We start from the raw sequence: 16,625 nt of genomic DNA, 5'->3' as shown, positions 1-16,625 counted from the left end.
GGGAGTGCGGTATTCGCTACAGCGAGCTCAAATGCGGTGCCTCGGGCACCGGCATGGGATCACCGGAGATCGCCTTCGGCAGTGTCCGGCCGCGGAAGTACTCCGGCTGCCGCCAGCGCTGCACCAGCATCAGCACCGCGCCCAGCGCCAGAATCCCGAAGCCCAGATAGAACACCAGACCGATTCCGAAAATCGAAGCGCCACTGCCGACCTCGGGCTTGAGGCTCTCCCGCACCGAGATCACGAAGACCACCAGCAGCATGGCGCCGCCCAAGAGCGGGAACAGCAGTTTGAAGACGAAGTCGCGGGCCGAGGAGAACCAGTGCTCGCGGAAGTACCAGACCGCCGCGAAAGCCGTGATGCCGTAGTACCAGCAGATCATGATGCCCAGTGCGGCAATGGTATCGAGCAGCACATGCTCGGACAGCAGCGCGGTGATCGTGTAGAAGGCACCCGCTACGACGGCGGCGACGGCGGTGCTGAAACGCGGCACCTGATAGGTCGGATGCACCGTGGCGAACCGCTCGGGCAGTGCCTTGAAGGTGCCCATGGCGAGCATGGCGCGGGCGGCGGGCAGGAAGGTGGCCTGCAGGCTCGCGATGGCCGAGACCAGTACCGCCAGGAACAGCAGCAGCTCACCCGCACCGCCCATGACCGGCCTGGCCAGTGCGCCGAAGACATTGTTGGTGGTATCCGGGCTGCTCAGCCCGATACCGGTATCGCCGACTCCGGCGAACCACATGAGCGCCACGGCCAGCAGCAGATACGTGCACAGCACCGTCAGGATCGACAGCAATCCCGCGCGGCCCGGAGTGCGCTTGGGATCCTTGCACTCCTCGCCGAGCGTCAGCGCGGTATCCCAGCCCCAGTACATGAAGACCGAACCGATCAGACCGATCGCGAACGCGCCCAAGGTGAGTCCGGTGCAGGGATTGAACCAGTCGATATCGAAGCTCAGACCGGACGGGGCGTCACCGGTCATGGCCTTGGCCAATGCGATACCGGCGAACAGCAACAGCACCACCAGCTGGAAGCCGACCAGTACATACTGCGCGCGCTCACTCGAGCTGATCCCGCGACTGGCCGCCCATCCGGCCGCGGCCAGGAACGCCAGCGTGGTCACGATATTGATGAGCTTGCTATCGCCAAGCGTGGCAATGGATTCCGAATGCACCAGCCGCCCGACGAACAGATAGAAGAACTCCGCCCCCACCGCCGCGATATTGGCCAGCACGATGACAACGGCGATCACCGAACCCCAACCGGCCATCCAGCCGACATACGGGCCGAGCGAGCGGGCGGACCAGGTGAAAGAGGCTCCGCAGTCCGGGGTTTCGGCGCTGAATTCCCGATAGGCGTAGGCGGCCAGGAACATCGGAATGAACCCGGCGATCAACAGCGCGGGCGTCTTCAAGCCGACCGCGGCGACGATCAGGCCCATACTGGCGGTGGTGGTGTAGGCGGGTGCGATGGACGCGATACTCAGGATTGCGCCTGCGAAAGTGCCGACCTTGTTGGTGGCCAGGCCCTTACCGCTTGCGGCAATATGGGCACTGTCGCTGGCGGCACCGCCGGCGGCATCGTTGGTATCACGCGACGGCATTGTCGCCTCGGAAGCATTCTGCACGAGCATCCAAGCTCCTCGTACTGGGTCTGGCGGTACCGCGAAAGCACCCACCTCGCCGGTGGAGAACCGCTGTCCGGCGGCAGTGCCGGAGAGCGGGGTGGCACCGAATCCGGCACAGGGGCCGGGGTGCCGATGACGTCAACGGGTCAGCGCGACGTATTTGGTGTCGAGGTACTCGTGAATCCCTTCGGACCCACCCTCACTGCCCAGACCGGACTGCTTGACGCCGCCGAACGGGGCCGCCGGATCGGAGATGACACCGCGATTCACGCCGACCATGCCGGCATCCAGGGCGCTCGAAACACGCAGGGCGCGGTCCAGATCCGCGGTGTAGAAGTAAGCGGCCAGACCGTATTCGGTGTCATTGGCCGCGGCCACGACGTCCTCCTCGGTGTCGAAGCCGTAGATGGCGGCGACGGGTCCGAAGATCTCCTCGCGATGCATGCGGGCGGTACGCGGCACCTCGTCGAGCACGGTCGGCTGGAAGAACCAGCCCGGCCCGTCGATCGCCTTACCGCCGGTGCGGATGACGGCACCGGCCGCGACGGCGTCCTCCACCAGGGCGGCGACGCTATCGCGCTGACGCTCATTGATGAGCGGACCGGTGTCCACGCCCGGCTCGTGGCCGGGGCCGACGCGCAGTGCGCCGATCTTCTCGGCGAGGCGGGAGGCGAATTCCGCGCGGATCGAATTGTGCACGTAGATGCGGTTCGCCGCGGTGCACGCCTCACCGCCATTGCGCATCTTGGCCGCCATGGCACCGGCGAGCGCCTGCTCCAGATCGGCGTCCTCGAACACGATGAAGGGGGCATTGCCACCCAACTCCATGGAGGTGCGCAGCACATTGTCGGCGGCCTGGCGCAGCAGCAGCTTGCCCACGCGGGTCGACCCGGTGAAGGTGACCTTGCGCAGTCGCGGATCGGCGAGCAGCGGCGCGGTAATCGCGGCGGCATCGCTACCCGGGACCACTGAGAGCACGCCCTCGGGGAGACCGGCCTCGGCGAAAATCCGCGCCAGGGCCAGCATGGTGAGCGGGGTGTCCTCGGCGGGCTTCACAATGACCGTGCAGCCCGCGGCCAGCGCGGGGCCGATCTTGCGAGAACCCATGGCCAGCGGGAAGTTCCACGGTGTGATGGCCAGCACCGGGCCGACCGGCTGCTGGGTGACCAGAATGCGGCCGGTCCCGGCGGGGGAGTCGGTGTAGCGGCCGCCGATGCGCACCGCCTCCTCGCTGAACCAGCGCAGGAATTCGCCGCCGTAGGCGACCTCACCGCGGGCCTCGGCCAGGGTCTTGCCCATCTCCAAGGTCATCAGGAGAGCGATCTCCTCGGTGCGATCGATCAAGATCTCCCAGGCGCGGCGCAGAATCGCCGAGCGCTCACGCGGAGCGGTTGCGGCCCAGGTGGATTGGACGCGGCTGGCCGAGTCCAGGGCGCGCAGGGCATCCGCGCCGGTGCCGTCGGCGACCTCGGTGAGAACCTCACCGGTCGCCGGATTGCGCACTGCGAAGGTGGTTTCGGCGGGTTCGGATTTGCCGTCGATCCACACACCGGTGGGGATGAGGCCGCTGATCCGGTCGTACTCCAACATTGTTCTCCCTGACCGTTATTCAGCCGCGAGATCGCTGACGGCGGTGCAGAGCACCGTCAGCGCCTCGTCGAGTAGCTCATCGCTGATCACCAGCGGGGGCAGCAGGCGGATGACATTGCCGAAGGTGCCGCAGGTCAGGGTGATCACACCCTGCTCCAGGCAGCGCTTGGCAATGGCGGCCGTCAGCGCGGCATCGGGCTCGGTGGTGCCGGGGCGGACGAATTCGAGGGCCAGCATCGCGCCCCGGCCGCGGACATCACCGATGGCCGGAACACGCTGTGCCAGTTCATTGAAACGGGCCAGCGCGACCTCGCCGATATGGCGGGCGCGGGCGGGCAGGTCATGCTCGCGAATGGCGTCGATGGCGGCGAGCGCGGCGGCGCAGGCCACCGGATTGCCACCGTAGGTGCCGCCCAGACCGCCCGCGTGCACGGCGTCCAGGAGGTCGGCGCGGCCGGTGATGGCGCTCAGTGGCATACCGCCGGCGATCCCCTTGGCCATCGTGATGATGTCCGGGACAACGCCTTCGGCCTCGCAGGCGAACCAGTCGCCGGTGCGGGCGAAACCGGTCTGCACCTCATCGGCGATGAACACGACGCCATTGGCGCGCGCCCACTCGACCAGGGTCGGCAGGAATCCCGCGGCGGGAACGATGAATCCGCCCTCGCCCTGGATCGGCTCGATGATGATCGCCGCCACCGAATCCGCGCCGATCTGCTTCTCGATGCGCGAAATCGCCTCGCGGGCAGCGGCTACGCCGTCCAGGCCGCCGTCGCGGAACGGGTAGGACATGGGCATGCGGTACACCTCGGGCGCGAACGGGCCGAAATGCGCCTTGTACGGCATGGACTTCGCGGTCAGCGCCATGGTCAGGTTGGTGCGACCGTGGTACGCGTGATCGAAGGCGACCACCGCGCTGCGGTCGGTGGCCAGGCGCGCCACCTTGATGGCGTTCTCCACGGCCTCGGCGCCGGAGTTGAAGAGCACGCTGCGCTTCTCGTGATCGCCGGGGGTGAGCGCGGCCAGCTGCTCGCAGACCGCGATATACGCCTCGTACGGGGTCACCATGAAACAGGTGTGCGCGAAACGCTCAATCTGTTCCTGTACCGCCGCAACCACTTTCGGATGCGAGGCGCCGACATTGGTGACCGCGATACCGGCGGCCAGATCGATGAGGGAGTTACCGTCCACATCCACGATGACGCCGCCATCGGCGTCCGCGGCGTACACCGGCGCGGTCGAACCCACACCCGCGGCGACGGCGGCCTTGCGCCGCGCGGCCAGCTCCTGCGAGCGCGGGCCCGGCAGGGCGGTGTTCAGCACCCGCTGCTGCGGGAGCCGGTAGCTGATCTCGGTCATTGAGAATCCTTCTGCGGAAAAGGGTTTAGGGACGGTGCTCAGTCGTGCGCGCTCATGACGTGCTTGATGCGGGTGTAGTCCTCCACGCCGTACGCGGAGAGATCCTTGCCGTAGCCCGAACGCTTGAAACCACCGTGCGGCATCTCCGCCACCAGCGGGATATGGCAGTTCACCCACACCGCGCCGAAGTCCAGTGCGGCCGAAACACGCTGCACCACACCGTGATCGCGAGTCCACACACTCGAGGCCAGGCCGTAGTCGACATCATTGGCGAGCTGGATGGCCTGCGCCTCGTCGGTGAAGGACTGCACGGTGATCACCGGGCCGAAGGTCTCCTCCCGCACTATCGGATCGTCCTGGCGGACACCGGTGACAATGGTCGGCGCGAGATAGAAACCCTTGTCGCCCACTCGACTACCGCCGGTCGCGATGGTGGCGTGCGGTGGCAGCGCCGCGAGCTTGCCGGTCACCGACTCGAAGTGACGGACGTTGTTGAGCGGGCCGTACGCGGCCTCGGTATCGTCCGGCAGGCCGGGCCGCACGGTCTGGGCCTTCTTCACCAGGGCCGCGACCAGCTCATCGTGCACCGATTCGTGCACCAGCACGCGGGTGGCGGCGGTGCAGTCCTGACCGGCATTGAAGAACGCCGCATCACCGATGCGGTCGGCGGCGGTCGCCAGATCGGCATCACCGAAGACCACCACCGGGGCATTGCCACCCAGCTCCAGATGCGCCCGCTTGACCTGTTCGGCCGCCGCGGTCGCCACCGCGATGCCCGCGCGCACCGAACCGGTGATGGCCACCATGTCCAGGCGCGGATGGCTCACCAGGGCAGCGCCACTCGCGGCGGTACCGAGCACGACATTGAGGACACCGTCCGGGAGGATGCCCCGCGTCAGCTCCGCCAGCACGAGGGTGCTGCCCGGGGTGGTGTCACTCGGCTTGAGCACCACGGTGTTTCCGGTCGCCAGCGCCGGGCCGATCTTCCAGATGGCCATCATGAACGGGTAGTTCCAGGGGGTCACCTGACCGATGACGCCGACCGGTTCGCGGCGCACGTACGAGGTGAAACCCGTCATGTACTCGCCCGCCGACTTGCCCTCGAGCATGCGCGCCGCACCGGCGAAGAAGCGCAGGTGATCGGCTCCGGCGGCCACCTCCTCGGCGGCGACCAGATGCTTGGGCTGACCGGTATCGCGGCACTGCGCCTCGACGATCGCCTCGGAGTTGGCCTCGATGGCATCGGCCAGCCGCAACAGGGCGGCCTGACGCTGACTCGGGGTGCTCGCCTGCCATGCCGGGAACGCGCGGGCGGCGGCGGCGACGGCGGCCTCGATATCGGCCGGGCCGGAGATCGGGCTGCGGCCGGTGACCGATTCGTCCACCGGGCTGATCAGTTCGAACGACTCCGAGGCGGTCGCGGCTACGAACCGGCCGTCGATGTAGTTGCGAAGCATGTCAGTCATGTGTGCCCGATCTCGTTGGTGGGGAGTGCTGTGCTGTTGCCAGCCAGTGTGCTGTGCGACACACCCCCGCGTCACCCGCCGGATCGGCGTACGGGCAGAATCGGGTTTCGACAATCTGTCCAGTTTGCTATGGGAGCGCTGTGAACGCGGGAATTCCGGTTCGATGGGTACTGTCCCAACCCGAGCTCGGGCTCGTGCTCAAAGGGGGCGGTACGGGGCTGGGACGCTCCATCACGCTCTCCCTGACCTCCGAACTCACCGATGCCCAGCAGTGGCTCTCCGGCGGCGAGCTGGTGCTCACCACCGGGATGGGGTTGCCGCTCAGTCGCGCGGATCGACTGCGATACCTCGAAGACCTGGATCGGGCCGGGGTCGCCGGAGTTGGATTCGGGGTCGGGCTCTCGCACGAAACCGTGCCCGAGGATCTGGTCGAGACCGCCGATCGGCTGGGGCTGCCCCTGTTCGAGGTACCGCTGCCGACACCCTTCGGCGCGATCACCAAGAAGGTCATGCAGCGGCTCGCCGAACAGGAGTACGAGAAGGTGCTGCGCGCCTCCCGTGCCCAGCCGCGCATGACCCGCGCCGCCATTCAGGGGCCGCGCGCGGTGATCAAGGAGCTGTCCGCCGCGCTCTCGGCCACCGTGCTGGTGGTCGGTGCGGACGGGGCGGTCTCCGAGGCGCATCCGCGGCAGCCCGCCGCCGAGATCATCGAGCGGATCGGTGAATTCCTCGCCACCCGCGGTGATGGGGCCGGTAGTGGGGTGCTTCAGCTGCCATCCGGGCAATACATTGTGCTGCAAGCTATTACGGCGGGTCAGACCGTGCACGGGCACCTCACGGTGGTCACCGCGACCGCGCTCAGCTCGGTCGATCAGGTGCTGCTGGGGCATGCCAGTTCACTGCTCGCGCTCGACTTCGAGAAACCCGCGCGACTGCGAATCGCACAGAACCGGTTGAACTCCCAGGCCATGACCATGCTGCTGGAGGAACCCGGTGATCCCGACATCATGTGGCAGCACCTGGCCACGGCCGCCGATCGCACCGGGCGCATTCGCGCGCTCGTACTGTGGTGCGCCAACCCGGCCGATGCCACCCGGGCACTGGAAACCGTCGACACCCAGCTGCATCCGATGAACCGCCAGCTCTTCGCGCACCTGGCGGGGGACCGGGCAGCCATCCTGCTGCCGGGCTCGGATACCGATGAGACCGCCGAAAAACTCCTGGCCGGGATATCCGCCGAAGTACGCGCCACCATGCGGGCCGGACTCAGCGCCCCGCATCCGTTGCGCCGCTTCAATGCCGCCATCGAGCACGCCGAATTGGCCTCCTCCGCAGCACTACCCGGCGCGCGCCCACTCGAGCTGGCAGCTCTCGCGGGCCACGCCCTGCTGGCATTCCCCGAAGCCCAGCGCGTCCTGAGCGCGGTCTCCGAAGCCATGCTGCAACCACTGGTCGACTACGACGACCGGCACGGCACCGATCTGATCGCCTCGCTGCGCGCCTATCTCGAAGCGCACGGCCAATGGGAAACCGCCGCAACGGCACTCGGAGTCCACCGGCACACCCTGCGCAGCCGAATCGCCAAGATCGAATCCGTCCTCGGCGTGCAATTGGACCAAGCCCTGGTGCGTGCGGAACTCCTGCTGGCCGTCATCGCCCGCCGCTGAAACGACCGGCGGGCGATTACAGACCGCCGCCCGCCTTCGCGGCCGGTGATCCCGGACAAGAAGAGCGCCGGGATAACGGGGGATGTAGCACCCCCACCTCAGTAGCAGGCCACCTCGTGAATCGGAAGCAGGTCTCTGCCGCGTCCTTTCGGGCATGGCCCACCTCGTCGTCCCGGCGTGCGTTTGGCCGGGATCCACACACTCTGTGGCGCAACGGAATCGGGCGGAAGTCCGGTCGGGGTGTAATTCCGCGCTAGTGCTCTCCGGGGAGGGCGGCCGTGGCCAGTTCGGCGTTCACTACGCAGAGGCGGGCGATATCGACTGTGCCGGAGCGGCGCAGGCGGGCGACCAGTTCGACCAGGCGCAGGGCGGCGGGGGTGGATTTCCAGCCGATCACGTGCTCGCGGGCCGAATCGCCGGGGGACGCCTCGGCCAGGACGGCGGCCACCAGTGTGTGCCAACGCGATTGGAGTTCATCGGCCAGGACCGCGGCGGCGAGGGTTTCCCAGTGATCGGAGGTGCGGGTGGTGGCGAAAGTTGTTGCCAGCCAGTCCAGGCCGATCAGTTCGCCGAGTTCGCGATAGGTCTGGGCGACCAGGGGCACCGGCAGGTCGGTGCGGCGGGCCGTATCGCTCAGGGGCAGGGCCTGGGAGAGCAGGCGCAGGTTGGCCAGATCCCGGCCCGAGTGGCCGGCCGGGCGGGGCAGGACCGCGATCAATTCGCCGACAAGTGTTGCGTGGCGGTCGATCTCGGCGGACCAGGAATCGGCGGCGCGATGCGTCAGCAACCAGGCGGTGGCCTGCTCCACCGCATCCTGAATGCCCTTGAGCACACCCATGCGGACCTGTGGGGAGACGCCGGGCATGGCCAGCGCCTCACGCCACCAGCGGTCGACATCCAGGACCTCGTCGACCACGGTGCAGGCCAGCACGATCTGCGGGGTGCCCGCGCCGAGCCGCTCCTCCAGACGGTGGATCATGCCGGGGCCGACCCGGTTGATCACCTGGTTCGCCGCGGCCACCGCGACGATCTCCCGGGCCACCGGATGCTCGTGCAGCAGGCGGTCACCCAGCAGGGTGCGAATCTTCTCGGGGAAGTAGCCTGCCAGGGTTCCGGCGACGACCGGATCGGTGAGTGCGTCCGAGGCCAGCAGTTCCTCGCGGACAAGGTTTTTGGCCGTGGCGAGCAGTACCGCGATCTCCGGTCGCACCAGACCCTTGCCCGCGCGGCGGCGGGCCGCGAGCTCCGCCGTAGTGGGCAGGAATTCGGCGATGCGATCTAGATCGGTGGCCTGCTCCAGGTTTTCGATCAGGCGGCCGTGCCGGTCGATGAGGAACGGTGCGTGCGCCTCGGCCAGGCTGATGGCCAGCGCCTGCCGATCGCAGTCGGCGAGCACCGCGCGCGCCACGGCATCGGCATTGGCGGCGAGTAGCTCATTGCGCTCGACGACCGTCGAAAAGCCCTCCGCCACAGCGGCATCCAGGGCGATCTTGAGATTGACCTCGCGGTCGGAGGTGGCCACGCCCGCGGCATTGTCGATGAAGTCGGCGTTCACCTTGCCGCCCGCGACGGCGAACTCGATACGCGCCTGCTGGGTCAGGCCCAGATTGCCGCCCTCGCCGACCACACGGCAGCGCAGCTGATCGGCGGTGATGCGCACCTCGTCATTGGAGGGGTCCGCGACCTCGGAGTCGAGTTCGGTCCGCGCCCGGACGTAGGTGCCGATACCGCCGTTGAAGAGCAGGTCCACCTCGGCGCCCAACATGGCCCGAATCAGTTCGGGGGCGGGCAGTTCCGTGGCGGTGACGCCCAGGCGCTCGCGCACCTGCGGGGAGAGCGGCACCGACTTGGCGGTACGCGGCCAGACGCCGCCGCCCTCGGAGATGAGGGCGCGATCGTAATCGGCCCAGCTGCTGCGCTCCAGCGCGGCCAGACGGGTGCGTTCCTTATGCGAGAGCACCGGGTCCGGATCGGGATCCAGGAAGATATGCCGGTGATCGAAGGCGGCCACCAGGCGGATGCGATCGGTCTCCAACATGCCATTGCCGAAGACATCACCGGACATATCGCCGATACCGGAGACCGTGAAGGGCTGCACGTCCGGATCGATACCCAGTTCGGCGAAGTGCTGGCGAATCGAACGCCACGCACCACGCGCGGTAATGCCCAGCGCCTTGTGGTCGTAGCCGGTCGACCCGCCCGAGGCGAAGGCGTCACCCAGCCAGAAGCCGCGGGCCACCGCAATGGAATTCGCCAGATCCGAGAAGCGGGCGGTGCCCTTGTCGGCGGCCACCACCAGGTAGGAATCCGGGTCGTCGTAGACCACGGTGCGCGGCGGGGTCGTAATGACGCCCTCGGCGATATTGTCGGTGACATCCAGCAGGCCGCCGATGAACGCCGCATACGCGTACTCGACCGACTCCGGATCGGTGACGCCGCCGCGCACCACGAACGCGCCCTTCGCGCCCATGGGGACGATGACCGAATTCTTCACCGTCTGGGTCTTCATCAGACCCAGTACCTCGGTGCGGAAGTCATCCACGCGATCCGACCAGCGCAGGCCGCCGCGGGCGATCACGCCACTGCGCACATGACTGCCCTCGACGCGGGTCGAATGTACGAAGATCTCGCGATACGGGGTGATCGGGGCGGACAGGGAGAGCCGTGCCGGATCGATTTTGAACGCGGCGACCGCGCGGCCCGGCTGAAACCAGTTGGTGCGCAACACTGCCGAGCAGAATGTGTACAGGCCGCGCAGCAACTGATCCTCGGGCAGCGTGGTCGCGGCCTCCAGGCGGCGACGAACCTCCGCGTCGGCGGTATCGACCAGCTCGGTGCGATCGGTATGCGCCGGATCGAAGCGGGCATGGAACAGCTCCACGAACGCGCGCACGAAATCCGAATGCGCGGTGAGGATTTCGGCGATCGTCGGACCGCCTAGACGCAGACCCGCCTGTCGCAGATAGCGGCAGGCCGCGCGCACCAGCACCACATCGCGCCACGGCAGGGCGGCCGAGGCGGTCAAACCGGTGAAACCGTCGATCTCGAACTCACCCTCGGCGGCGGCTCCGAAGGCCTCGGCCAGCAGTCGCGCCATCGCCTCGGTGAGCTCGAAAGCGGTGGGGCGGAACGTGAATCGGTGTTCGGCCCGCACGCTATCGGAATCCACCTCATGGGTGGTGACGTGTAGACCCAGTGCGGAAAAGATCTCGATCAGCTCGGTCAGCGACGCCGTGGCGCCCTGCCAGACCAGCCTTGCGCCGGGCGGCTGCGAACCAGGATCGAATTCGAGCCGCGGCGCGGCCTCCATCCGATCCTCGTCCAGCATGCCGACGGCTGCTCCGAGATGCATCTGACTCAACTCCCTGCGCGTGACCTTATGGTGTCGCAGTTAATCTGCCGCAAAGAGACGCAGGACACAGTGGACGAACCGGAGCAGCGCGCGGTGCGTGCCGCGCCGTTTCGTCCATGCGGCGACCGGGACCAGGGCCGACGTCAGCCGCGATAGCGGCGGTGATCGGTGGCGAAATCGTCGGCCACGGTGGCCGCCAACTCCACATACGCGCGCTTGGTGTCCTTCTGCAGGCGGTTCAGATCTATCTCCGCACCCTCACCGAGATGCGAGTCGTACGGGATGATGTGCACCGCGCGGCAACGCGACAGGAAGTAGTCACGGAGCTGATTGATGCCGACGGTCGCCGCACCCGGGCGCGGCAGATTGATCACCACCACCGCGTTGCGGACCAGATGATCGTGCCCGTGCAGGGACAGCCAATCCAGCGTGGCCGCGGCACTGCGCGCACCGTCGATCGCCGACGACGAGATCAGCACCAGCGAATGCGCGAGATCGAGTACGCCCGCCATGGCCGAATGCATAAGTCCCGTACCGCAATCGGTCAGGATGATGTTGTAGAAGCGCTGCAGAATCCGCGCCACACTGCGGTACTCGTCCTCGCTGAAAGCCTCCGAGGCAGCTGGATCACGTTCGCTCGCAAGCACTTCCAGTCGGCTACCCGCCTGTGAGGTATGCCTGCGCACATCCGAATACCGCTGAATGCTCGGATCGAGCAGCAGATCCCGCACCGTCGAGCGCGTCTGCAACGGCACCCGCTGCGAGAGCGTCCCGAAGTCCGGATTCGCATCCACCGCGATCACCCGGTCCCCGCGAATCGACGAGAAGATCGACCCCAACCCCATGGTGGTCGTGGTCTTGCCGACCCCGCCCTTCAGCGACAACACCGCGATCCGGTAGTCACCGCGCACGGGCTGCCGAATCCGGGCCACCAACTCCTGCAGTCGCCGCTCCTCGGCCGACATCCCCGGATTGATCGCCCCGCCCGAAACATGGTGTACAGCTCGCCGCCACCCCGACCCCGGCGCCTTCTTGGCCCGCCGCAACGGCACATCATCCAGCGAAGGCAAGGGCTGCCCCTGCCGACCCACCCCGAACTGCAAAGGCGCGGAAGGCGGCACATACCCACCCGCCTGCCCCTGCCCGTAGGCGCCGGGCTGCTGCCCTGCCCCGTACCCGCCGGGCTGCTGACCCTGCCCATGCAAGTGAGGCTGCTGTCCTTCGCCATAAGGACCAGCCTGCTGCCCCGTCCCGTAAGGACCGGGCTGCTGGCCTTGACCAGGTACGCCGGGCTGCTGGCCTTGACCAGGTACGCCGGGCTGTTGGCCTTGACCAGGTACGCCGGGCTGTTGGCCTTGACCAGGTACGCCGGGCTGTTGGCCTTGACCGTCTACGGCGTGCTGCTGCCCCTGTTCCGGGCCGTTCGCATGTCCATGGCCGCTCGCCTGCGACTGCCCATCGGTACCGGGCTGCTGCCCGTATCCGCCGAGTGGGTAAGGCCCGGATCCCGGCTGAACACCCTGCGCCGCACCTGAATCAGCCCGCCCCGCACCAAGATCCGGCTGCCCCGCCGTTCGGGGATCGCCACCGGTGCTCCCGGTCTGCGGCGCGCCCCACGTCGGCTGCCCCGGTGTGTCAGCGGATGGTCCCCGATTCACTCCCGGAATCTGGTCAGCGACCGACCCTGGCCCACCCGTCTGTGTCCTGGCCGCATCCCAATTCGGCTGTCCCGCAGCATGACCCGGGTGGCCTGCCGTTCGGGGATCGGCATCGGTGCTTCCGGTCTGCGGCGTGCCCCACGTCGGCTGCCCCGGTGTGTCAGCGGATGGTCCCCGATTCACTCCCGGAATCTGGTCAGCGACCGACCCTGGCCCACCATTGCTCGTCGCGGCGGCAGGTGAAGCGCTCTCGCCCAGCTGCCCCGCCGGTCCGCCCGAACTCGCTGCGCCATTGCCGTTTTCGCCCAGCGCGGGATTCTGCTGCCAGGTGTTCGGCCCGGACATCAGTGGGTTGGGAGCCCAGTTGGCCCCCGGAACCCGGGTCGACCCCAACGGCGATCGAGCCGCTTCACCTTGCTGCGGCGCGGCCGAACCGTCCTGGTGGGGCGAGGACTGTCCACCCTGGTGGGGTGCGACCGAGTCGCCCTGCTCGGGTGCGGCCGGAGCGCCCTGCTGTGGCGAGGGTTGAGCGTTCTGGTGCGGGGCGCCGGGGGTGCCTTGGCTCGGCGGAACGGGAGCGTCATCGCGCGGTGTGGCGGGCGAACCCTGCTGGGGTGCGTACGGACTCTGGTTCCAAGCGGCCATTCCCGGACTGCCAGGTGCGGTGATCGGGAAGCTGCCGGTGTGCGCTCCCTGATGCCCGGGTCCATGCGGACCGGATGCGCCACCGTGCGGCGCGGGACCCTGGCCTGCCGGTGTGGATGCCTGTGGATTGGGCGCGGTGCCGTACTTCGCGGGTGCCGGTGCGCTCGGTGCTGACGCGGACCCCTGGGTCGCTGACGCGGAACCGCGCGGGTCGGACGCGGGGCCCTGCGGACCGTTCGCGGTGCCGTAGGGCGCGGGAGCGTGCGCGGCCGGACTCTGCGACGGCGGTGCCAGCCACTGACGGCCGTCGCTCGGCGGCGCGGCCGGAGGCGAGCCCTGCCCGCCGCGCGGCCCGTAGGGGCTGCCCTGGGAATTGAGCTGTGCGGGAACAGGTCCCGGCCGCTGTGGCAGCGGAACGTCAATCGCTCGATGGCGACCGGTATTGGTTCCCAGGTCGCCGTCCACCGGCAATTCCCCGGTCGTACCCGCCGCGCTGGGCTGCGCGGCCGAGGTCGAATCGGGAGTGCTGCCCGTCGGAGCTGGGGGAACGTCATTCACGGAGCCGAGGCTCGGATCGGGCAATCCGCCCGGCGCGGTATTGGGGGCCTGTGCGCCCGTCGCCGATCCTGCACCGGCGGAGGGGCTTTCACCCGTCGCGGGCGAAAGCGGTACGCGGACGGTCATCTCGACAGAGTCGTCCGAAGCGGCGCCCGCGGAACCGCCCGCTCCGGCATTCGAGTCAGCCTGCCCCGCAGGCGCACTCGCTGAAGCTCCGCGCGGTGGGGCGAGAATTTCGTCGACGGTCGTTCCGGGCAACGGGAACTCGGGCGGCACAGCGCCACCCGGACCGGACGCGTTCCCCTTGCCTTCCGGCCCCTGCGCCGGAGACGGCGGCAGATCGGGAACGCCCGGCGGCGGTGTCACCGAACCGGCGGCACCCGTGTCATTCTCCGCGGCCTGTCCGGGCGCATCCGGAAGCGCGGGCCGCCGCACCTTCGGCGATGAACCCTGCTGTGGTGCAAGTGGATTCGGCTGCGCCGACGCGGACTCACTCGGCGACGGCGGCAGTGGCGAGTGCAGGCGCGGGTCCCCGACCTGCCCCTGCGCACCCCGCGGCGGAGCGTCCGGCAGCGCCCGCGACTGCGGAGCCGCGCCAGCTGTGCTCTGCGGTGCGGTTTGTGGGCTCGACTGCGGCGGATCCGGCAGCCGCCTGGCCTCGGGCGACGCGTTCGGCGAATCCGGAAGCGGGCGCTGCGCAACAGGATCCGGCCGGACCTCCGGGGAGGGCGAATCCGGAATGTGTGGCTTCGGCGGCGCACTCGCGCCCGCTGCGGGCGGAACCGATGCGCTGTAGCGCGTCGTGGCGTCCTGGCCCTGCGCGGTGGGGTTCGGCTGTGGCGCATCGGGAATGGACGGAACGCCCGGCGGCGGCGTGAGCGGTCCGGAGGCTGGGGCCTGGGTGCGGGGCCCTGGCTGCGCTCCCTGCTGCATGTCTTCCAGCCGCACACCCTGCTGTGTGGGCTGCGCGCCTTGGGACGGTGCGCTGTAGCGCGTCGTCGCGTCTTGGCCCTGCGCGGTGGGGTTCGGCTGTGGCGCATCGGGAATGGACGGAACGCCCGGCGGCGGCGTGAGGGGTGCTGAGGTCGGCCCCTGGGTACGAGGGCTCGGTTGCGCTCCCTGCGCGCCTTGCGGCTGTGCGCCTCGAGTCGGGACGTTGGGGAGCGGTGTGTGGGGAGCCGGAGGCAGCGGCGTTGAGGGGCGCGGTTGCCCGAAGGACGGTTGGGGGGTGCCGCGGTGTGCGTCGGGGGCGGGCGGGTTGGTGAAACGTGCGGCGGCGGAGGGCTGTTCGCTACCCGTGCCGGGGGACGGGGGCAGGTCTGGGCGCGCGCGCAGGTCGCCGGTGGGCGCGGGGGACTGCGGAATTCGCGGCGCACCGGTGGTCGAGTGCGGACCCTGCTGAACCCCGGGGCCGGAGGGAGCTCGCTGCGCATCGGGAGTAGCGGGGGCTCGCTGCGCATCGGGAGTGGCTGGGCTCCGCTGCGCGTCGGGAGTCGACGGAGCTCGCTGGGCGTCGGGCGCTGCGGGGGCTCGCTGCGGGGCGGGAGCTCGCTGCGATTCCGGGGAAGGGAGTTCGGGGGTGATGGGGGGTGCGGGGACGTCGCCGGAGGTGGACCAGGGCTGGCGGGTGGGGGCGGGGTCCTGGTCCGGGGTGGCGTCTTTGCGGGATTTGCGGCGGCCGAAGAGGCGGCGGGGGGACTTTTCCTCGGGGATGAGGTCGTCGTGGGGGAGGTTCTCCACGGGGGCCTCGTAGCCGGATTGGGAGACGTCGCTCTCGGACAGCCATGGCGGGAGCATGGGGAGGCCGTCGTTGTTGCGGCTCACATCAACCCCCGTGTGCTTGAGCGGTCTGGTAGGACAGGCCGTAGTTTAGCGATCTTCCCCTGCGCCGCGCTCGGGCCTCGGAGAGCTCGCACCCACCCAGCTTGGCGGTTACGTACCCATCCGGTTCGACGGTAACCGTACCCATCCGGCGCGGCGGCGGATTCCCGCCCGGCCCGCGCATCCCCGGGCCGGAGCGTGTTCCAGCCCACTACGAACAGGGCGTATTTGGTCGCATCTGGGGAAACGGGTAAGCTTGGTCGGCGGTGCACCTACCTGCTGGCTGTGGCATGTCCACGGCTGCGTCAAGGAAGTATTGCACCGGGTCCACTGGAGTGCACCACTTAACTACAGAGACCGATTAAGACGTGATGAGCTCGAACCAACCAGGTTCAGCCTGAAACGGGATCGCGGAGGATATGGCGAAGAAGGAAGGGGCCATCGAGGTCGAGGGCCGGGTCATCGAACCATTGCCCAATGCGATGTTCCGGATTGAGCTGGAGAACGGTCATAAGGTTCTCGCGCACATCAGCGGCAAGATGCGGCAGCACTACATCCGTATTCTGCCCGAGGATCGCGTCGTCGTGGAGCTTTCGCCCTACGACTTGACCCGTGGTCGGATCGTCTACCGCTACAAGTGATTTCCCTCGGGGGACGCTAGATTTCCGGAGCCTCGTGCTCCGGGTCTTCCCCGGCCATTTCCGGCCGGGGAAAAACTGTGTTCACGGCCAGTGAGCACACGGAACCAGATTGGATCTGACGTGAAGGTCAACCCCAGCGTCAAGCCGATCTGCGAGAAGTGCAAGGTGATCCGCCGTCACGGTCGGGTCATGGTGATCTGCGAGAACCTGCGCCACAAGCAGCGTCAGGGCTGATCTCGGC

Annotated in this window: 9 protein-coding genes and 1 pseudogene; 4 read left to right on the top strand and 6 right to left on the bottom strand. The window is 68.4% G+C overall.

Translation table 11 applies throughout. From position 1 onward, the window contains the following. Positions 1-16 precede the first annotated feature (16 nt). From OHB26_RS06675 to OHB26_RS06660, 4 genes are all read right to left on the bottom strand, one after another. Positions 17-1,633, bottom strand: coding sequence for an APC family permease (locus OHB26_RS06675; protein WP_442942869.1), 1,617 nt, complete (start codon positions 1,631-1,633; stop codon positions 17-19). A gap of 132 nt (positions 1,634-1,765) precedes the next feature. Beyond that, positions 1,766-3,217, bottom strand: coding sequence for an NAD-dependent succinate-semialdehyde dehydrogenase (locus OHB26_RS06670; protein WP_330183344.1), 1,452 nt, complete (start codon positions 3,215-3,217; stop codon positions 1,766-1,768). A gap of 15 nt (positions 3,218-3,232) precedes the next feature. Next, positions 3,233-4,576 carry a 4-aminobutyrate--2-oxoglutarate transaminase gene (gene gabT, locus OHB26_RS06665; protein ID WP_330183343.1) on the bottom strand — a complete coding sequence of 448 codons (1,344 nt, stop codon included), beginning with the start codon at positions 4,574-4,576 and terminating at the stop codon, positions 3,233-3,235. A 38-nt stretch (positions 4,577-4,614) separates the two neighbouring features. After that, a complete protein-coding gene (locus OHB26_RS06660) occupies positions 4,615-6,042 on the bottom strand; it encodes an aminobutyraldehyde dehydrogenase (protein WP_330183342.1) in 1,428 nt (475 codons plus the stop codon). Positions 6,043-6,182: 140 nt separating this feature from the next. Here OHB26_RS06660 and OHB26_RS06655 point away from each other — a divergent pair, with 140 nt between their 5' ends. Next, positions 6,183-7,709 carry a PucR family transcriptional regulator gene (locus OHB26_RS06655; RefSeq protein ID WP_330183341.1) on the top strand — a complete coding sequence of 509 codons (1,527 nt, stop codon included), beginning with the start codon at positions 6,183-6,185 and terminating at the stop codon, positions 7,707-7,709. A 253-nt stretch (positions 7,710-7,962) separates the two neighbouring features. On the opposite strand, the gene OHB26_RS06650 is transcribed toward OHB26_RS06655, so the two are convergent. Further along, positions 7,963-11,061, bottom strand: coding sequence for an NAD-glutamate dehydrogenase domain-containing protein (locus OHB26_RS06650; RefSeq protein WP_330183340.1), 3,099 nt, complete (start codon positions 11,059-11,061; stop codon positions 7,963-7,965). 143 nt (positions 11,062-11,204) lie between these two features. Further along, a pseudogene (locus OHB26_RS06645) lies at positions 11,205-12,353 on the bottom strand (MinD/ParA family ATP-binding protein); the annotation flags it as partial. Between OHB26_RS06645 and OHB26_RS06640 the strand changes: the two are divergent. From OHB26_RS06640 to rpmJ, 3 genes are all read left to right on the top strand, one after another. Then, entirely contained in the window at positions 12,261-12,596 is a 336-nt protein-coding gene (locus tag OHB26_RS06640; RefSeq protein ID WP_330183339.1) for a hypothetical protein, read from the top strand. The pseudogene OHB26_RS06645 and the gene OHB26_RS06640 overlap by 93 nt on opposite strands. A gap of 3,566 nt (positions 12,597-16,162) precedes the next feature. After that, positions 16,163-16,384 carry a translation initiation factor IF-1 gene (infA, locus tag OHB26_RS06635; protein ID WP_040804562.1) on the top strand — a complete coding sequence of 74 codons (222 nt, stop codon included), beginning with the start codon at positions 16,163-16,165 and terminating at the stop codon, positions 16,382-16,384. 120 nt (positions 16,385-16,504) lie between these two features. Beyond that, complete coding sequence (gene rpmJ, locus OHB26_RS06630) at positions 16,505-16,618, top strand: 50S ribosomal protein L36 (protein WP_067561702.1); 114 nt, start codon at positions 16,505-16,507, stop codon at positions 16,616-16,618. The last annotated feature ends 7 nt before the right edge of the window (positions 16,619-16,625 follow it).

It is taken from the genome of Nocardia sp. NBC_01503 (assembly GCF_036327755.1).
Taxonomy (GTDB): domain Bacteria; phylum Actinomycetota; class Actinomycetes; order Mycobacteriales; family Mycobacteriaceae; genus Nocardia.
Note: the sequence above shows the minus strand (reverse complement) of the source record. Positions and strands in the feature narration are given on the sequence as shown.